Origin of the sequence: Streptomyces sp. NPDC052682, assembly GCF_040678435.1 — a bacterium.
In the GTDB taxonomy this organism is placed as follows: Bacteria; Actinomycetota; Actinomycetes; order Streptomycetales; family Streptomycetaceae; genus Streptomyces.
Genome location: NZ_JBFATS010000009.1, coordinates 87,810 through 106,246 on the forward strand (window position 1 = coordinate 87,810; position 18,437 = coordinate 106,246).

The window sequence follows — 18,437 nt, forward strand, 5'->3', positions numbered from 1 at the left end:
CTCGGCGCCATGGACACCGACCGGCTACTGGACGTGCTGGACAAGGAAGGGCAGCTGCTGGCCTCGGCCGCCGAGGAGGCCGGGGCCGGCGCCGAGGTGCCGACGTGCCCCGGCTGGCGGGTGCGCGATCTGCTGCGGCACACCGGAGCGGTGCACCGCTGGGCCGCCGCCTACGTCACGGACGGGCACACCGAGCGCCGTCCGCTGCCCGAGCCGCCCGAGCTCGACGGGACGGATCTCGTGGCCTGGTACCGGGACAGCCACCGCCACCTCGTGGACACGCTGACCGGCGCGCCGCCCGACGTCGCGTGCTTCACCTTCCTGCCCGCGCCGTCACCACTGGCCTTCTGGACCCGGCGCCAGGCGCACGAGACGGCGGTGCACCGGTGCGACGCGGAGGCGGCACGCGACGGCCGCGCGCGCACCCCGTCCGCCCCGGACATCGCCCCGGATGTCGCCGTCGACGGCATCGACGAACTGCTGCGCGGCTTCCACGCCCGTCCCAGGAGCCGTGTCCGCACCAGCGAGCCCCGCGTCCTGCGGGTGCGCGCCGAGGACGCGGACGCGGTGTGGACCGTACGGCTGTCCCAGGAGCCGCCCGTGGCCGTACGGGGCGCTTCCGGGGACGCGGACTGTGAACTGGCCGGCCCGGCCGGGCAGTTGTACCTCGCCCTGTGGAACCGCCTGCCGGTGCCGACCGTGACCGGCGACCCCGCGCTGGCCGGCCTGTGGCGGACGGCGGGCGGAATCTGACACCCGCCTCCGCAGGCCCGCGCAGCACAGGGCGGCCGGAGAACTGCCGGGGGGCGGGCGGTCAGCCGTCGGCCAGCATCCGCGTCAGCACCGCGCGCTGCACGGGCCGCACCTCGCCGTGCAGCGCGCGCCCCTTGCCGGTGAGGGTGACGCGTACGCCCCGCCGGTCCTCCGGGCACACGCAGCGCCGGACGAGCCCGTCCTTCTCCAGACGGGCGATCAGCCGCGACAGCGCGCTCTGACTGAGGTGCACGCGCTCGGAGATCTCCTGGACGCGGTAGGACGGCACACCGTCCGCCGCGGAGCACTCGGCCAGGACGTCCAGCACCTCGAAGTCGCTGGCGCACAGGCCGTGGCCGCTCAGCGCGCGGTCCAGTTCGCACTGGGTGCGCGCGTGCAGCGCCAGGATGTCCCGCCACTGTGCCACGAGGGCTCGCTCGCCCTGCTCCGCCGCCATGGCCGCACCGTAGCAGAGCGGAGCTTTTATTGCACGTGAATTAAATGCGCTTGCATCTCATGCGGGTGCATGCAATTCTCTCGGCCATGACCTCTCCGCTCACCACCTCCGCGTCCGCGTCCGGCGGACGCTGGACTCCCCGGCTGTGGGGCACCCTGCTGGTGCTCTGCGCCGCGATGTTCCTGGACGCCCTGGACGTGTCGATGGTCGGCGTGGCCCTGCCGTCGATCGGCGCCGACCTGGGCCTGTCCACCTCGACCCTGCAATGGATCGTCAGCGGCTACATCCTGGGCTACGGCGGCCTGCTGCTGCTCGGCGGACGCGCCGCCGACCTGCTGGGCCGACGTCAGGTCTTCCTGGTGGCGCTGGGAGTCTTCGCGGTCGCCTCCCTGCTCGGCGGGCTCGTGGACTCGGGCCCGCTGCTGATCGCCAGCCGCTTCATCAAGGGCCTGGCCGCGGCCTTCACCGCACCGGCCGGCCTGTCGATCATCACCACGACGTTCCCCGAGGGCCCGCTGCGCAACCGCGCCCTGTCCATCTACACCACCTGCGGCGCCACGGGCTACTCGATGGGCCTGGTCTTCTCCGGCCTGCTGACGGAGGCGAGCTGGCGGTTCACGATGCTGCTGCCCGCGCCCATCGCCCTGGTCGCGCTGCTCTTCGGCCTGAAGCTGCTGCCGCGCACCGCACGCGAACGCACCGGCGGCGGCTACGACATCCCCGGCGCCGTCCTCGGCACCGCCTCGATGCTCCTGCTCGTCTTCACCGTCGTCCAGGCACCCGAGACCGGCTGGGGCTCGGCCCGTACGATCCTGTCGTTCGCCGCCGTCGGCGTGCTGCTGGCCGCCTTCGTGGCCGTCGAACTGCGCAGCGCCAGCCCGCTGGTCCGGCTCGGGGTGCTGCGGTCCGGCCCGCAGCTGCGGGCCCAGGTGGGGGCGCTGACGTTCGTCGGCAGCTACATCGGCTTCCAGTTTTTGGTGACCTTGTACATGCAGCAGCTGCTCGGCTGGTCCGCGCTGCACACGGCGCTGGCCTTCCTGCCGGCGGGCGCGCTGGTGGCCCTGTCCGCGACCAAGGTGGGCGCCGTCATCGACCGGTTCGGCACGGCACGGCTGATCGTGCTCGGCTTCGCCCTCATGGTCACCGGCTACGTGCTGTTCCTGCGCACCGACCTCGACCCGGTGTACGCGGCGGTGATCCTGCCGACCATGCTGCTGGTCGGCGCCGGCTTCGCGCTGACCTTCCCGTCCCTCAACGTGCAGGCCACCAACGGGGTGGAGGAGCACGAGCAGGGCATGGTCTCCGGTCTGCTGAACACCTCGGTCCAGGTGGGCGGTGCGATCTTCCTGGCCGTGGTGACGGCGGTGGTGACCGCGCACGCCCCCGACAAGGCCACCCCGCAGGCCGTCCTCGACAGCTACCGGCCCGGGCTGGTGGTCGTGGCGCTCATCGCCGTCGCCGGCCTGCTGCTCAGCCTCACCGGACTGCGGACCCGCCGGCCGCGGCCGTCCGTGATCGTCGCCAAGTCCACTGCGCCGGAGGTGGAAGCGGAACGGGTACCGGTCCGCGACTAGGGGGACCACCTCCTGATGGTGCGCCCGGCGGGGCCGTTTGCCCCGCCGGGCGCATGCCTGCTTGACGTGCTGCCGATGTCTTCGCGCGGGTCGTCAGCGTGCTGGTACGTCCCGGGGACGGCCTCACGCGGGGCGGCCGGCAGCCGGGGTCAGCCCAGCCAGCCTGGCCGTACCAGCCCCGACTCGTAGGCGAGGACGACCAGTTGGGCCCGGTCCCGGGCGCCCAGCTTCACCATGGTGCGGCTGACGTGGGTCTTCGCCGTGAGCGGGCTGACGACCAGGCGGCGGGCGATCTCCTCGTTGGACAGGCCCATGCCGACCAGCGCCATCACCTCCCGCTCCCGCTCGGTGAGCCCGGCGAGGGCGTCGGCGGCCGCGGGTTCCTTGGAGCGGGCCGCGAACTCGGCGATCAGCCTGCGGGTCACCCCGGGCGAGAGCAGCGCGTCCCCGGCCACCACCGCCCGTACGGCACGCAGCAGTTCCTCCGGCTCGGTGTCCTTGACCAGGAAGCCCGAGGCGCCGGAGCGGATCGCCTCGAAGACGTACGCGTCGAGCTCGAACGTGGTGAGCATGACCACCTTCACGTCCGCCAGCGACGGGTCCTCGGTGATACGGCGGGTCGCGGCCAGGCCGTCCAGCCGGGGCATGCGGATGTCCATCAGCACGACGTCGGGCCGCAGTTCCCGGACCCGGCGCAGCGCCTCCTCGCCGTCGCTCGCCTCCCCGGCGACCTCGAGGTCAGGCTGCGCGTCGAGCAGCGCCCGGAACCCGGCCCGGACCAGCGACTGGTCGTCGGCGAGCAGTACACGGATCACCGGTCGTCCTCCCTGGTGGTCAGCGGCAGTGTGGCGAGCACCCGGAAGCCGCCGTCGGGGCGCGGGCCCGCCTCGACGGTGCCACCCAGCGCGGCGGCCCGCTCCCGCATCCCGGCCAGCCCGTTGCCGCTGCCGCCCGCGTCGGCGCCGGTGGCGGGCCCGTCGTCGTCGATGCGCAGCCGCAGCGCGCGGTCGTCGTGGTCGAGGTGCACGCGCGCGTGCCGTGATCCCGAGTGGCGTACGACGTTGGTGAGGGCCTCCTGGACGATACGGAACGCCGCGAGGTCCGTGCCCGGGGCCAGCCGGGGCGGCTGCCCCCGGACCTCCACCGTGAGGCCCGCGCTCGCCGCCTGCTCCACGAGTTCCGGCAACCGGTCCAGCCCGGGCGCCGGAGCGCGCGGCGCGTCCCCGGGCGCGCGGAGCGTGTCGAGCACCTGCCGCACCTCGCCGAGCGCCTCCTTGCTCTTGGCCTTGATGGTGGTGAGCGCGGTACGCGCCTGCTCGGGGTCGCTGTCGAGCAGCGCGAGACCCACCCCGGCCTGCACGTTGATCACGGAGATGCTGTGCGCGAGGACGTCGTGCAGCTCCCGGGCGATGCGCAGCCGCTCCTCGTCGGCCCGCCGCCGCGCCGCCCGGGCACGCTCGGCGCGCTCCCGGGCCCACTGTTCGCGGCGCACCCGGGCCAGCTCGGCCACCGCCGTGATCGCCACGACCCAGGTAGCCACCACGATCTCCTGCGTCCAGGGCGCGGGCGCGTCCCCGGACGGCGGCAGCCAGCGGTACAGCCAGTGCGCCACCAGTACGTGCCCGGCCCACAGGGTGCCCATGGCCGCCCAGGCCGCGGTGCGGTGCCCCGCCACGACGGCGCTGAAGCAGGCCAGGGCCACGGTCAGGAACACCGGCCCGTACGGGTATCCGGCGCCCAGGTAGAGCATGACGGCGCCCGCCGTGCCGAACGCGACCAGCACCGGGTACCGGTTCCGCCACAGCAGCAGAACCCCGGCCACGAGCACCAGCACCCGCGCGAAGGGGTCCAGCGCGGCCCGCTCCCCCTGCTGCCCGTGCGCGGCGAAGGTGGACCCGGCGAGCACGAACGCCGTCACCACCACGGTGGACCGCACGGGCCACCGCCGGCCGCCCTCCCCCTCCCCCCGGCCCCACCACGCGGGCCCGTGCCGCCCCCGCCCCACCGGCCCGGCCCCGCGTACGCCCTGCTCCTCCATGACGGCCACGCTAGACGCCGGGGGCCCCGGGCGGCGTCACCCGCACGGGGTGATCACGCGTACTCCCGCGGAAGTACGTCCTCGGCCGGGGCGTTCCTGCAGCGGCCCGGGTCTTCGTGACTCGTGATCGTCCCGGGCGCCGGGCCGGAGCGCGCCCAGCGAACCTCGCCCGTACAGCCCCCGCATCGGTCAGGAGCGTCCCTTCTGCGGGTACACCAGCCCCACCGTGTGGGCGAGTTGGGCCACCGCGTGCCGGAAGAACGCCGCACGGTCCTCCACGATGCGGTGGAACTGGCCGAACAGTTCGAAGCCGACCAGGCCGTACAGCTGGGCCCAGGCCGCGACGAGCGCCGCCACGGTCTCGGGAGGAAGGTCGGGCGCGAGGTCGGCGGCCATCCGCTCGGCCTCCGGGCGCAGACCGGCGGGCAGCGGGGGCCTGGCCACACCGAGCCCCCGGTAGGCGTCGCGGACGATGCCGATCAGGAGGAGCCCGACCCGGGCGGCGGACGGGACCGTGGAGTCGGGGGCGGTGTAGCCGGGGACGGGAGAACCGTAGATCAGCGCGTACTCGTGCGGATGCGCGAGTGCCCAGGCGCGTACGGCCTCGCAGACCGTGGTCCAGCGCTGCACGGGGCCTGCCTCGGCGACGGTGTCGTGTGCCGCCTCCGCCGCCTCGCCGAGGGAGTCGTACGCGTCGATGATGAGGGCCGTCAACAGGTCGTCGCGGCTCGGGAAGTAGCGGTACAGCGCGGACGACGCCATGCCGAGCTCGCGGGCCACGGCGCGCAGCGACAGCTTGGCCGCTCCGTCCGCCGCGAGTTGTCTGCGGGCCGCGTCCTTGATGGCCGCGGTCACTTCGATCCGCGCCCGGGCGCGGGCGCCGTGTGCGATGGTCATGCGGGGAAGTGTCCCATGCGCGAGAGCGGTGCACGCAGTGCAGAGCGCTGCGCGCAGTCCAGAGCGGTGCGCACACTCCAGAGCATCGCTCCCTCACGAGATCAGTGCACAGAAACGAGAGCACCGCTCTTGCTGACATCGCCACGCTGGTGCAGACTGGGAACCACACAAGCGAGAGCACTGCTCACAAAAGAGAGCATCGCTCTCCCACACACCTGGGGGCCCCATGTCCACGCACGTCCAGAAGCCCGGCTGGTTCACCGTCCACGTCTTCAACCGGTTCGTCGCCTGGCTGACCCGGCGGGGCGTCAGCGTCTGGGGCTCCCGGGTGCTGGCCGTCCGCGGCCGCAAGAGCGGCCAGTGGCGTACCACCCCCGTCAACCTGTTGACCATGGACGGCAGGCAGTACCTCGTCGCCCCACGCGGCCACGTGCAGTGGACGCACAACATGCGCGCGGCCGGCGGCGGCGAACTGCACCTGGGCAAGCGCGTCGACGTGTTCACCGCGACCGAGGTGTCCGACGACGACAAGCCGCCGCTCCTGCGCGCCTACCTCAAGCGCTGGAAGGCCGAGGTCGGGGTCTTCTTCAACGGCGTCGGCCCCGACTCCCCCGAGGCCGAGCTGCGCCGTATCGCCCCCGATCACCCGGTCTTCGAGATCACCGTGACGAGCTGACCTCGCCCGGGGCCTCACTGAGGGCCTCACCGCCCGCCACCGGCCGGCGGTCCAGCGCGGTCAGGGCGCGCTGGGCCATCGGATGGCTGCGCACGAGCTCACCCAGCGACGTCGCGCCCCGCGTGATGTCGCGGAAGGCGTTCCACGCCGGGCGGAAGCCGGTCAGGGCCGCGTGGAACAGCCCGGGGCGGCGTTCGAACACCGCCAGCATCCGCTTGCCGACGGCCATCTCGACGCCCAGGCCCGCCTTGACGGCGAACGCGTAGTTCAGGGCCTGCCGGCGGGTGTCGACGGCGTCGTGCGCCTCGGCGATCCGCACCGCCCACTCCCCCGCGAGCCGCCCCGACCGCAGCGCGTACGAGATGCCCTCGCGTGTCCACGGTTCGAGCAGCCCGGCCGCGTCCCCGCACACCAGCACCCGCCCGCGCGACAGCGGCGAGTCGTCGGCCCGGCAGCGGGTCAGGTGCCCGGAGGAGATGGCCGGCTCGAAGCCGGCGAGCCCGAGCCGCCCGATGAACTCCTCCAGGTACCGCTTGGTCGCGGCGCCCTCGCCCCGCGCGGAGATGACGCCCACCGTCAGCGTGTCTCCCTTGGGGAAGACCCAGCCGTAACTGCCGGGCATCGGGCCCCAGTCGATGAGCACCCGCCCCTTCCAGTCCTCGGCGACCGTCTCCGGCACCGGGATCTCCGCCTCCAGGCCCAGATCCACCTGGTCGACCTTGACCCCGACGTGCGCTCCTATCCGGCTGGCGCTGCCGTCCGCGCCGACGACGGCCCGGGCGAGCAGCACCTCGCCGCCCTGCAGGACGACGGCGACCGTCCGCCGGTCGGGCACGGCGGAGCCGTGCTGCTCGACCCGCTGCACGGTGACGCCCGTACGCAGCTCGGCGCCCGCCTTCTGCGCGTGCTCGACGAGCTGCTGGTCGAACTCGGGCCGGTTGATCAGCCCGAACAGCATCTGCTTGGAGCGGCGGGTGCGCGTGAAGCGGCCGTTGTTCGAGAACGTCACCGCGTGCACCCGGTCCTTCAGCGGCAGTTCGAAGCCGGGCGGGAGCGCGTCGCGCGAGGGGCCGATGATGCCGCCGCCGCACGTCTTGTAGCGGGGCAGTTCCGCCTTCTCCAGCAACAGCACGCGCCGCCCCGTGACCGCCGCCGCGTAGGCGGCCGAGGCCCCCGCGGGTCCCGCGCCCACCACGACGACGTCCCACACCTGCCGCACGTCGTCCGCCGAAGAGTTCTCGCTGCTCACGATGGTCCGCTGCTCCCGATCACGCCGCCTGCCTGTGCTGTCTCCCGCATCCTACGGCGGCGATCCGCGCAGGCCACTGTGGGAGGATCGGCAGCGTGGGTGCCCCCTACGCCGGGTCGCGCCCGCGCCGCACGATCACCGCGTACACAGAAGTACGCACCCGTACAACGTCGCACCCACGAGGAGCGTGCCCATGTCGTCGAATCCGGTCGCCGCGACCGTCGCCTCCCTGATGCCGAGGGCGAAGGCGGAGCTCGCCGAACTGGTGGCCTTCCGGTCGGTGGCGGACTTCGACCAGTTCCCGCGCGGCGAGAGCGAGGGCGCCGCCCGCTGGATCATGGACGCGCTCACCGCCGAGGGCTTCGAGGACGTGGCCCTGCTCGACACCCCCGACGGCACCCAGTCGGTCTACGGCTACCTGCCCGGCCCTGCGGGCGCCAGGACGGTCCTGCTGTACGCCCACTACGACGTGCAGCCGCCGCTGGACGAGGCCGCCTGGACGACTCCGCCGTTCGAGCTGACCGAGCGCGACGGCCGCTGGTACGGGCGCGGCGCCGCCGACTGCAAGGGCGGCGTGATCATGCACCTGCTGGCGCTGCGCGCCCTGAAGGCGAACGGCGGCGTGCCGGTCCACGTCAAGGTGATCGTGGAGGGCTCGGAGGAGCAGGGCACGGGCGGCCTGGAGCGGTACGCGGAGGAGCACCCGGAGCTGCTGGAGGCCGACGCGATCGTCATCGGCGACGCGGGCAACTTCCGGGCCGGCCTGCCGACGGTCACCTCGACCCTGCGCGGGATGACCCTGGTCCGCGTCCGGATCGACACCCTCGCCGGGAACCTGCACTCGGGCCAGTTCGGCGGCGCCGCTCCCGATGCGCTGGCCGCGCTCATCCGTGTCCTGGACTCCCTGCGCGCGGAGGACGGCTCGACCACCGTGGACGGGCTGACCGCCGACTCCGCGTGGGACGGCCTCGCGTACGACGAGGAGCAGTTCCGCCAGGACGCCAAGGTGCTCGACGGTGTGGAGCTGATCGGCTCGGGCACGGTCGCCGACCGGATCTGGGCGCGCCCGGCCGTCACGGTGATCGGCATCGACTGCCCGCCGGTCGTGGGCGCCACGCCGTCCGTGCAGGCCAGTGCCCGCGCGCTGATCAGCCTGCGGGTGCCGCCGGGGGTGGACGCGGCCGAGGCGACCAAGCTGCTCCAGGCCCACCTGGAGGCGCACACGCCGTGGGGCGCGCGGGTCAGCACCGAGCAGATCGGCCAGGGCCAGGCCTTCCGCGCGGACACCACCAGCCCGGCGTACCGGGCGATGGCCGACGCGATGGCGGTGGCGTACCCGGGCCAGGAGATGCAGTACGCCGGCCAGGGCGGCTCCATCCCGCTGTGCAACACCCTGGCGGCACTCTACCCGCGGGCGGAGATCCTGCTGATCGGCCTCAGCGAGCCGGAGGCGCAGATCCACGCGGTGAACGAGAGCGTGTCCCCCGAGGAGCTGGAGCGGCTGTCGGTGGCGGAGGCGCTGTTCCTGCGCACCTACGCGGCGAGCTGAGCACTCGCGAAGGCCGCCCTGTTCCGCTGACGGCCGAGGACCCCTGCCCGCGGGCGGGGGTCTTTCCACGGTCGTGCCATGCCTATGCGGCCCCGCACGGCACTGGGGTGAGCGCCGGTCAGGAGCCGGAGTCCTTGAGCGCCGGGTCGAGGATGATGTCCTCCTCGCGTGCCTCGACGGTCGGCGCCTCCGGGAAGTGACAGGCCGTCAGGTGCCCTGCGGGGCTGCCGTCGAGGCGCACCAGCGGCGGCTCCTCGGCCGCGCACTTGTCCTGGGCCTTCCAGCACCGGGTACGGAAGCGGCAGCCCGACGGGGGGTCGATCGGCGAGGGCACGTCACCGGCCAGCCGGATCCGCTCCCGCCGCTCCGTGGCCTCCGGGTCGGCCTCCGGCACCGCGGACAGCAGCGCGTGGGTGTAGGGGTGGCGGGGACGGGTGTAGAGGGTCTCGCGGTCGGCGACCTCGACGATCTTGCCCAGGTACATCACCGCGACCCGCTGCGAGAAATGCCGTACGACGGCCAGGTCGTGGGCGATGAAGACGAACGCGATGCCGAACTCCCGCTGCAGGTCCTGGAGCAGGTTGACGACCTGCGCCTGGATGGAGACGTCCAGAGCGGAGACCGGTTCGTCGGCCACGATGAGCTTGGGGCGCAGGGCCAGGGCGCGGGCGATGCCGATGCGCTGGCGCTGGCCGCCGGAGAACTCGTTGGGGTAGCGGTTGTAGTGCTCGGGGTTGAGGCCGACGGTCTCCAGCAGCTCCTGGGCGCGTTTCTTGTGTCCCTGCGGCGGGTTGATGCCGTTGAGCTTCATCGGTGTCTCGATGATCGTGCCGACGGTGTGCCTCGGGTTCAGCGAGGAGTACGGGTCCTGGAAGATCATCTGGAGGTTGCGGCGGGCCTGCCGCATCCGTGCCGGGGACTGGTGGGTGATGTCCTCGCCGTCGAAGACGATGCTGCCGGCCGTCGGCTCCAGCAGGCGGGTCACCAGGCGGCCCGTGGTCGACTTGCCGCAGCCGGACTCGCCGACCAGGCCGAGCGACTGCCCGGCGCCGACCGAGAAGTCGATGCCGTCGACGGCGTGCACGGCGCCGATCTGCCGCTGGAAGACGATGCCCTGCCGGATGGGGAAGTGCTTGCGCAGGCCGCGGACTTCGAGGAGGTCCTGCGCGGGCCGGACGTCGTCGCCGGTCTGCTCGGTGCTGGTCTGGGTGGTGCTCACGGCATGCTCCTGTTCGTCCGCCGCCGTCACCGCGCGGCCCGGGCGGTTCCCCCGCCGTGGATCTCTTGCTTGGCCTCCTCGGTGAGGTGGCAGGCGGCGATGTGCCGGTCGGTGCCGGGCACCGACCGCAGTTCCGGCCGCTCCACGGTGCAACGCCCCTCCGGCACCCACCCCTTGTAGGCGCAGCGGGGGTGGAAGGCGCAGCCGGCCGGGAGGTTGATCAGGCTCGGCGGGGAGCCGGGGATCGGGTTCAGCCGCTCGCCGACGTCGCCGGTCAGGTGCGGCATCGACTGCAACAGGCCCCAGGTGTAGGGGTGTTCGGGCGTCTTGAGGACGTCGTGCTTGCTGCCGTACTCGATGCGCCGGCCGCCGTACATCACCAGGATGTCGTCGGCGACGTCGGCCACCACGCCGAGGTCGTGCGTGATGATGACGACCGCCGAGCCGAACTCCTCCTGCAGGTCGCGGATCAGGTCCAGGATCTGCGCCTGGACGGTGACGTCGAGGGCGGTGGTGGGTTCGTCGGCGATGAGCAGCGCGGGGTCGCACACCAGGGACATGGCGATCATGGCGCGCTGCCGCATGCCGCCGGAGAACTGGTGCGGGTAGTCCTTCACCCGGCGCTCGGGCTGCGGGATGCCCACGCGTTTGAGCATCTCCACCGCGCGGTCCCTGGCCTCCCGCTGGGAGACCTTGTGGTGCACCCGGTAGGCCTCGGCGATCTGGGCGCCGACGGTGAAGAACGGGTGCAGGGCGGACAGCGGGTCCTGGAAGATCATCGAGACGGTCCGGCCGCGCAGGGCACGCATCTCGTGCTCGGGCAGGGCGACGAGTTCCCTTCCCTCCAGCCAGATCTCGCCGGAGACCTGCGCGCGGGTGCCCTTGTGCAGCCCGAGCAGCGCGAGTGAGGTCACCGACTTGCCGGAGCCGGACTCGCCGACGATGCCGAGGGTCTGCCCCTTCTCCAGGGTGAACGACACGCCGTCCACGGACTTGACGAGGCCGTCCTCGGTCGGGAAGTGCACCCGCAGGTCCCGTACGTCGAGGAAGGCGGAGGACGCGGGCGCGAGGTCCGCGGGCTGCGGTGAGGTCTGCACAGACACGGGTGTTCCTAGGGACGAGGGAGGGCTCAGGCGAGGCGGACGCGCGGGTCGACGAGGCCGTACACCAGGTCCACCACGACGTTGGCGAGGACGACGAAGGTCGCGGCGAACAGCGTGGTGCCGAGGATGACCGGCAGGTCGGAGTTCTGGACCGAGTCGACCGCGAGCTTGCCGATGCCGTTGACGCCGAAGACGGACTCGGTGATGACCGCGGAGCCGCCGATCAGGGAGCCGACGTCCATGCCGAAGATGGTGATGATCGGGGTGATCGCGGCCCGCAGCCCGTGCTTGAGGACGACCGAGCGGGAGCTGAGCCCCTTGGCCCGGGCGGTGCGCATGTAGTCCTCGGCGAGGACCTCCAGCATGGAGGAGCGGGTGAGCCGGGTGTACATCGCGAGGTAGACGATGACCAGGGTCGCCCAGGGCAGGAGCAGCCCCTTGAACCAGGCGGCCGGGTCCTGGGTGATCGGGGTGTAGCCCGAGGCGGGCAGGATCTGCCACTTGTCGACGAACAGGTACAGCAGGAGCAGGCCGACGAAGTAGATCTGCACGGAGACACCGAGCAGCGCCAGTCCGACCGCCGCCTTGTCGGCCGCCCGGCCACGGCGGACGGCGGCCACCGTCCCGAGGCCGACGCCCAGGACCAGGAAGGCCACCGCGGCGCCCAGGCCGAGGGAGAGGTCGGCCGGGAAGTCGTCGAGCAGGGTGGTCAGGACGGGCGTGTCGGTCTGGAAGGAGATGCCCAGGCAGGGCGCGCCGCAGTGGATGCGCACGCTCTGGTCGCCGTAGTCGCGGCCGACGAAGAGGCCCTTGAAGAACTCCCAGAACTGCGTCACATAGCTCTGGTCGAGGCCCAGTGAGTGCCTGATCTCCGCCAGCCGGGACGGGGAGCAGGTCTTGCCGCAGGCCAGGAGTGCGGGGTTGGACGGCAGCGCGAAGAAGATGAAGAAGGTGACGGTGGTGATCACCAGCATGATCAGGGCGGCTGCCAGCAGGCGCCGGATGAGATAACGAAGCATGTCGCGCGGGGACCTGACGTGAGTGCGGAGACCTGACGTGGACGCGGTGCCCGCCGGCCGGAGCGGCCGGCGGGCCCCAGGAGGGCTGCGTCAGTGCTTGATGTAGACGTGCACCAGGCTGGGTTCGGCCAGGATGGGGTCGGGGATGACACCGCCGACCTTGGAGCCGGCCATGTCGCTGAACTTCATGTACATCAGCGGGACGACGGCGGCGTCCTTCATGATCTGCTGGTCCATGGCGCCGTAGGCGGCGTTGCGCTGGTCGATGTCCGTCATCTTCGCGGCCTTGTCAATGGCCGCGTTGACCGCCGGGTCGTTCAGGTACGACAGGTCCTGGTTGGACTGCGGCAGCTTCTTGATCTGGCGTCCGTCGAAGAGGACGGGCAGCACCGTGGAGGCGTTCGGCCAGTCGGCGATCCAGTCGCCCCAGGTCAGGTCGTACTGGTTCTTGACGTTGTCGACCGTGCTGAAGTAGTTCGCCGCGTCGATGGGGCTGATGTTGACGGTGATGCCGATCTTGGCGAGCGCGGTCTTGACGGCCTCGCCGAAGTGCTCGTGGGTGGGCGTGTTCTCCACCGCGAGCGACATGGTGAGCTTGGGGTTGCCGGCCTGCTTCATCAGCGCCTTGGCCTTGGGCAGGTCTCCGGCCGGGTTGCTGCTGTACAGGTTGAACTTCTTGAAGCCGCCCATGCCCGGGTTCAGCATGGTGGTGGCGTAGTCGCCGTAGGCCGAGCCGCCGAAGGCGCCGCGGATGGTGGTCTTGTCGAGGCCGTACTCGATCGCCTGACGGACCCGGACGTCCTTGACCCGGCTGGTGTTGATGGCCAGGTAGTTGATGCCCGGGGCGGGGATCTTGTAGTAGCGGGACTTCAGCGCCGGGTCGCCGGCGAGCTGCGACAGGTCGGAGCCGGCGATCGGCCACTGCTGGATCGCGGTCTGGGCCACGCCGCTGTCGGACTTGATCTGCTGGTCGATGGCCGCCTCGTCCTGGCCGAACTTGACGTCCATCTCGTCGACGTTCTGCTGCCGGATCGGGTCGGTCGACTGGGACCAGTACTTGTTCCTGACGAGGACCAGTTCCTTGTTCTTGGTGTACGACTTGATCATGTACGGTCCGTCGGACCACAGGTGCGTGTCGTACGTCGAGCCGGTGTCGTGGCCCTTGGGCACTGCCGACCAGCCCGGCATGGCGGTCGTCTCGTTGAAGTCGGCCACCGGCTGGTCGAGGTGGAAGACGATCGTGTACTTGTCCGGCGTCTGGATCGAGTCGAGCTCCTTGCCCTTGAAGGGGCCCTTGTAGCCGGAGCCGCCGACGAGCCACTGCGAGGCGTAGGGCGGGCCGCCGTTGATGTCGGGCGAGAAGAAGCGCTCCACGCCGTACTTGACGTCCTGGGCGGTCACCTCGGCGCCGTCCTGGTACTTCACTCCGTGCCGCAGGTGGAAGGTCCACACCGTGGCGCCCTTGCTGGGCGTGCCGGTGTCGGTGGCGAGGTCGCCCACCAGCTTCGGCTTCGAGCCGCTCTCGTCCCAGCCGGTGAGGGTGCGCACCAGCTCCTCGTCCATGCTCGTGCCCTCGGTCGTGTAGACGCGCTGCGGGTCGAGGTGGTCGAAGTCCGCCTTGTTCAGGATGGTGAGCGTGCCGCCCTTGGTGGGGGCGCCGCCGGCGGAGCTGCTGCCGGTGGACCCTCCGCATGCGGTGGCCCCCAGGGCGATCGCCACGGCGGACGCCGTGAGAGCGAGTCTGCGCGTTCTGCGCGTCATTGAGGAAACTCCGTTCTGATTACGGGCCCGGTGGCCGTTCGTGGGACCGCCGGGCCGACACTCGGGGAAGGGGTGCGGATCAGCCGCGGCGGGCGCGGGGATCGAGGGCGTCCCGTACGCCGTCCCCGAGGAGGTTGAGCGCCAGGACCAGGACGAGGAGCAGGACACCGGGGACGAACAGGTACATCGGGTCCTGGAGGAAGTACTGGGAGGCGTCGGAGAGCAGGGCGCCCCAGTCCGGGTTCGGTGGGATGACGCCGACCCCCAGGTACGACAGGGCCGCTTCCGTGGTGATGTTCTGCGGCACGGCGAGCGCGAAGGAGATCAGCACCGGCGCCCACAGGTTGGGCAGCAGCTGGCGGAAGAGGATGTGCCGGCGTCCGGCGCTCATCAGCCGGGCCGCGTCGACGAACTCCCGCTCGCGCAGCGACAGCACCTGCCCGCGCACCAGGCGGGCGGTGTAGGCCCAGGCGAACACCGCGATGTTGAGGACCAGGACGAGCAGCCGCAGGTTCTCGTCGGTGCCGCCGTGGCGGTTGGTCTGGAGGGCGTTCTGGATCACCGGGGTGAGCGCGATGATGAACAGCAGCTGCGGGAACGCCAGCATCACGTCCATCACCCGGGACAGCAGCGAGTCGACCCAGCCGCCGAAGTAGCCCGCCGCGAGCCCCGCCACGACCCCGACCACCGTGGACAGCACCGCGGAGGCGAATCCGACGAAGAGCGAGGTGCGCAGCCCGTAGACGATCCGGCCGAAGAGGTCGTAACCGGTGCCCGGCTCCACGCCCAGCAGGTGGGTGAGGCTGACGCCGCCGAGGGAGCCGTAGGGGAAGTTGCCCGTGTCCGGGTTGATCGCCTTGTTGTCGGGGGTGATCGGCCCCCAGCCGGTCAGGGCGGTGAGCACCGGAGCCAGCAGCGCGATCACGACGAACAGGACGGTGGTCACCAGCGCGGCCAGGGTGATCCTGTCCCGCCGGACGCGCTGCCAGGCCATCCGGGCCGGTGATCGGCCGGCGACGACCGTGCCGCCGGCGCCGGGGTCCTGCGTCGGCGCCTCGGCCACGAGCATCGTGCCGCTGCCGGTCGCGACCGGTTCGTGTTGCGTGGTCATCGTACGGACATCCCGTATCTGCCCCTGAGAAAGGAAATTGGGTGGCGGCCGTCGTGGCCGCCGTGAGACTCTGCGGACTTTCGCAATGCCGTGCGAGTCCGGTCAAGCCGAGTCAGGGGCAGAAAAGGGATTGTTTGCGCTCGTGGGAGAGTGTTGACGAGAACGGGGTGTGTGATTAGCCGGCGTGTGAATGACCGCGGGAGATCCCTTGGGTCGGGATTGGCGTTGACCAGCGATGACGCCCTGCGGTGTGCGACTGTTTCCCGGTGATGTCGGGACGGCGACGGTTCGCTCTCGTTCTTCTCTCGGAATCCCCCGCGCCGGGCAAAGCAAAGCGCGACCGAAGGTAAAAAAGCGAAAGCGGGCCACCTCTCGCGGGGTGTCAGCCGACCGGTGTTCCCGCCTCCAGATAAAAAGCTGCCCCGCGCTCGCGTGCCCGCAGGGCCCAGCGCAGCCGCTCGTAGCGCACCGGCGGGAGCAGGCCGGCGGCCTCCTCCTCGGTGACGAAACGCCACCCGCGCAGCTCGGGCCCGGGCAGCAGCAGCCGCCCGGCCTCGGCGGCATCGAGCCGGCCGCCGTCGAAGAGCAGCCGCAGACCGCCGTATCCGGGCGGTACGGGCGGTTCCCAGTCCACGACGAGCAGCCGCGGTACGTCGTCGAGGTGGATCCCGGTCTCCTCGGCGACCTCGCGCATCCCCGCCCGGGCGGGTGCCTCACCGGGCTCGACGACACCGCCGGGGAACTCCCAGCCGGCCTTGTAGGTGGGGTCGACGAGCAGGACGCGGTCCCGCTCGTCGAAGAGCAGCACACCGGCGGCGAGCGTCTCGGCGGTCGGCTCGGGCGTCTGCACGATGTCGCAGACCGGCACGGAGCCGTTGCCGACCGCCTCGGCGATCCGGGCGGCGGCCTCGTACGGGGTCAGCGCGCTGGTGTCGACCAGGTGGGCGTCGGTGGTGAGCCAGGAGGCGAGGGCCGCGCGGTAGGGCTCGATGTGGTCGTAGGACCACTGCCGTATGCGTATCTCGCCGTCGGGCAGGTCCTGCGGCACCTCCCGGCCCGCTATGCGCGCACGCAGGATCGTTTCGGCCGGGGCGAGCAGGATGTGCCGGACGGGGATGCGGCGCGCGGCGAGCCCGCCGAAGATCTCGTCCCGGTACTCCTGGCGGAGCAGGGTCATCGGGATCACCAGGGTCCCGCCCAGCTCGGCGAGCATGGCGGCCGCCGTGTCGATCACGAGTCGTCGCCAGATCGGCAGGTCCTGGTAGTCACCGGCCTCGGCGAGGTGTTTGGCCGGCAGCAGGTACTGCAGCGCTCCGCCGATGACCTCGGGGTCGAAGAGCGTGCTGTTCGGGATCAGTTCGACCAGTTCCCGTGCGGTGGTGGTCTTCCCCGCACCGAACGCACCGTTGATCCAGACGACGGTCACAGGTCCCCCTCTTCTGTTGGCCCCCTGTGGCTTGCCCGCTCCACCCTGCCACGGAAACCAGCTCCAGTTGAGGGCGCACGAAACGGCGCCGGCGCCCCTTCGTACGGGGGCGCCGGCGCCGTGCGGTCCGGCGCGGTTCCGTCAGCCGTTCTTGCCCCGCTTGGCGGGCTTGCTGTCGCTCTTGCCCGGCTTGGCGTGCTTGCCGCCCTTGCCCGGCTTGGCGCCGTCCAGGGCCAGAGCGTCCTTGACGACGGTCTTGTCGAGGGTGCCGATGGCGTCGCCGACGTTGAGGGAGCCGAGCCCGTCACCGCCGAGGGCGTGGGACGGGGTGACCGCCGCGACGACGAAACCGGTGGCGAGAGAGGCGATGGCGAGCATGCTGCGCTTCTTCATGCCTGACACAACTGCGGGGGGCGGTCCGGGGTCACGCACCACTCACACGGCAGGACCACCCGTCCCGGAGCCGGTGCACCTCACGCCGGTGACGGCCCGGCGTCATCGCCGCGGCACACGCGTGAGCGGGCAGGAGGTCCGAGTGAACGTTCCTGCTGTTGTTCGGCGCCCCTCATACCCCCGCGGCGGCCGCGTCGGGGCGTCGGGACAGGGCGGCCGCCGCGGCGCCCACCAGGCCCGCGTCGGTCCCCATCTGAGCCGGCGTCACCGTCAGGCCCCGCACGAAGGACAGGGTGGCGTAGTCGGCGAGGGCCCTGCGCAGCGGTGCGAACAGGACGTCGCCCGCCTTGCCCACTCCCCCGCCGATCACCGCGATGTCGATCTCGACGAGGGTCGCGGTGGCCGCGATGCCGGCGGCCAGGGCCTGGGCGGCGCGTGCGAAGGCGGCCACGGCGACCGGGTCGCCGGCCCGTGCGGCGGCGGCCACCGCGGCGGCGGAGGTGTCGCCGTCGGGCCCGGGCCGCCAGCCGTCGTCCAGGGCGCGCCGGGCGATGTTGGGGCCGCTCGCGATGCGCTCGACGCAGCCGCGCGCACCGCACGGGCAGGGATCGCCGTCCAGGTCCACGCTGATGTGGCCGATGTGGCCCGCGTTCCCGGTCGGGCCGGGGTGCAGCCGGCCGTTGAGGACCAGACCGCCGCCGACGCCCGTGGAGACGACCATGCACAGCGCGTTGTCGTGGCCGCGTGCGGCGCCCTGCCAGTGCTCGGCCGCCGTGATCGCCACACCGTCGCCGATCAGCTCGACGGGCAGGTCCCCGGCGGCGGCGCGGACGCGCGCGACGAGCGGGTAGTCACGCCAGCCGGGCACGTTGACGGGGGACACCGTGCCGGCGGAGGCGTCCACGGGACCCGCGCTGCCGATCCCGACGGCGGTGGCGCTTCCCCACAGCGGCGAGGCGGTGAGCTCGCCGAGCACCTCCTCGACAGCCCGCATCACCCTCTCGCCGTCCTCCTGCGCGGGCGTCGGACGCTGGGCGCGGACCAGGATCCGGCCCCGGCCGTCCACCAGGGCCCCGGCGATCTTGGTGCCGCCGATGTCGAGCGCGGCCACGAGGTCGGTGTGCATCAGTGTCGGATCTCCCCGTCATCCTCGAGAAAAGGGCTGGCCGGTCCAGCGGTGGGGGACGTGGGCCGGAGATGTGCGGACAGTCT

17 protein-coding genes are annotated in these 18,437 nt (G+C 72.0%); 4 read left to right on the plus strand and 13 right to left on the minus strand.

What is annotated here, in order from left to right; translation table 11 throughout:
• Positions 1-9: 9 nt before the first annotated feature.
• The gene (locus AB0K80_RS16105; RefSeq protein ID WP_365669868.1) at positions 10-753 is read left to right on the plus strand and encodes a maleylpyruvate isomerase family mycothiol-dependent enzyme; all 744 of its coding nucleotides are present in this window, start codon (positions 10-12) and stop codon (positions 751-753) included.
• A 61-nt stretch (positions 754-814) separates the two neighbouring features.
• On the opposite strand, the gene AB0K80_RS16110 is transcribed toward AB0K80_RS16105, so the two are convergent.
• Positions 815-1,210 carry a MarR family transcriptional regulator gene (locus AB0K80_RS16110; protein WP_365669869.1) on the minus strand — a complete coding sequence of 132 codons (396 nt, stop codon included), beginning with the start codon at positions 1,208-1,210 and terminating at the stop codon, positions 815-817.
• Positions 1,211-1,296: 86 nt separating this feature from the next.
• Here AB0K80_RS16110 and AB0K80_RS16115 point away from each other — a divergent pair, with 86 nt between their 5' ends.
• Positions 1,297-2,784 (plus strand): MFS transporter, encoded by a 1,488-nt coding sequence (locus AB0K80_RS16115; protein ID WP_365669871.1) that lies wholly within the window; start codon positions 1,297-1,299, stop codon positions 2,782-2,784.
• Between the two features lie 149 nt (positions 2,785-2,933).
• On the opposite strand, the gene AB0K80_RS16120 is transcribed toward AB0K80_RS16115, so the two are convergent.
• The 3 genes from AB0K80_RS16120 to AB0K80_RS16130 all read right to left on the minus strand — a co-directional run bounded on the left by AB0K80_RS16120 (position 2,934) and on the right by AB0K80_RS16130 (position 5,719).
• A complete protein-coding gene (locus AB0K80_RS16120) occupies positions 2,934-3,599 on the minus strand; it encodes a response regulator transcription factor (RefSeq protein ID WP_365669873.1) in 666 nt (221 codons plus the stop codon).
• The gene (locus AB0K80_RS16125; RefSeq protein ID WP_365669875.1) at positions 3,596-4,822 is read right to left on the minus strand and encodes a sensor histidine kinase; all 1,227 of its coding nucleotides are present in this window, start codon (positions 4,820-4,822) and stop codon (positions 3,596-3,598) included. The genes AB0K80_RS16120 and AB0K80_RS16125 overlap by 4 nt, the downstream gene beginning before the upstream one ends.
• A 189-nt stretch (positions 4,823-5,011) precedes the next feature.
• A complete protein-coding gene (locus AB0K80_RS16130) occupies positions 5,012-5,719 on the minus strand; it encodes a TetR/AcrR family transcriptional regulator (protein WP_365669876.1) in 708 nt (235 codons plus the stop codon).
• A gap of 226 nt (positions 5,720-5,945) precedes the next feature.
• On the opposite strand from AB0K80_RS16130, the gene AB0K80_RS16135 reads away from it, so the two are divergent.
• On the plus strand, positions 5,946-6,395 hold the full coding sequence (locus AB0K80_RS16135; protein ID WP_365669878.1) for a nitroreductase family deazaflavin-dependent oxidoreductase: 450 nt from the start codon (positions 5,946-5,948) through the stop codon (positions 6,393-6,395).
• Here AB0K80_RS16135 and AB0K80_RS16140 read toward each other — a convergent pair.
• Positions 6,379-7,644: a geranylgeranyl reductase family protein gene (locus AB0K80_RS16140; RefSeq protein WP_365669880.1), complete on the minus strand. Its 1,266-nt coding sequence runs from the start codon at positions 7,642-7,644 to the stop codon at positions 6,379-6,381. The genes AB0K80_RS16135 and AB0K80_RS16140 overlap by 17 nt on opposite strands.
• 193 nt (positions 7,645-7,837) lie before the next feature.
• Here AB0K80_RS16140 and AB0K80_RS16145 point away from each other — a divergent pair, with 193 nt between their 5' ends.
• On the plus strand, positions 7,838-9,193 hold the full coding sequence (locus AB0K80_RS16145) for a dipeptidase (protein ID WP_365669882.1): 1,356 nt from the start codon (positions 7,838-7,840) through the stop codon (positions 9,191-9,193).
• Between the two features lie 118 nt (positions 9,194-9,311).
• On the opposite strand, the gene AB0K80_RS16150 is transcribed toward AB0K80_RS16145, so the two are convergent.
• The 8 genes from AB0K80_RS16150 to AB0K80_RS16185 form a co-directional block, all read right to left on the minus strand.
• The gene (locus AB0K80_RS16150; RefSeq protein WP_365669884.1) at positions 9,312-10,412 is read right to left on the minus strand and encodes a dipeptide ABC transporter ATP-binding protein; all 1,101 of its coding nucleotides are present in this window, start codon (positions 10,410-10,412) and stop codon (positions 9,312-9,314) included.
• A gap of 26 nt (positions 10,413-10,438) precedes the next feature.
• The gene (locus tag AB0K80_RS16155) at positions 10,439-11,515 is read right to left on the minus strand and encodes an ABC transporter ATP-binding protein (protein ID WP_365669886.1); all 1,077 of its coding nucleotides are present in this window, start codon (positions 11,513-11,515) and stop codon (positions 10,439-10,441) included.
• A 26-nt stretch (positions 11,516-11,541) separates the two neighbouring features.
• Positions 11,542-12,534, minus strand: coding sequence for an ABC transporter permease (locus AB0K80_RS16160; protein WP_365669888.1), 993 nt, complete (start codon positions 12,532-12,534; stop codon positions 11,542-11,544).
• A 90-nt stretch (positions 12,535-12,624) separates the two neighbouring features.
• Positions 12,625-14,295 carry an ABC transporter substrate-binding protein gene (locus AB0K80_RS16165; RefSeq protein ID WP_365669890.1) on the minus strand — a complete coding sequence of 557 codons (1,671 nt, stop codon included), beginning with the start codon at positions 14,293-14,295 and terminating at the stop codon, positions 12,625-12,627.
• 79 nt (positions 14,296-14,374) lie between these two features.
• The gene (locus tag AB0K80_RS16170; RefSeq protein WP_365669891.1) at positions 14,375-15,406 is read right to left on the minus strand and encodes an ABC transporter permease; all 1,032 of its coding nucleotides are present in this window, start codon (positions 15,404-15,406) and stop codon (positions 14,375-14,377) included.
• 382 nt (positions 15,407-15,788) lie between these two features.
• The gene (locus tag AB0K80_RS16175) at positions 15,789-16,832 is read right to left on the minus strand and encodes an NUDIX domain-containing protein (protein ID WP_365669893.1); all 1,044 of its coding nucleotides are present in this window, start codon (positions 16,830-16,832) and stop codon (positions 15,789-15,791) included.
• A 141-nt stretch (positions 16,833-16,973) separates the two neighbouring features.
• Complete coding sequence (locus tag AB0K80_RS16180) at positions 16,974-17,225, minus strand: hypothetical protein (RefSeq protein ID WP_365669895.1); 252 nt, start codon at positions 17,223-17,225, stop codon at positions 16,974-16,976.
• 172 nt (positions 17,226-17,397) lie between these two features.
• Entirely contained in the window at positions 17,398-18,351 is a 954-nt protein-coding gene (locus tag AB0K80_RS16185) for an ROK family protein (RefSeq protein ID WP_365669897.1), read from the minus strand.
• Positions 18,352-18,437: the final 86 nt, after the last annotated feature.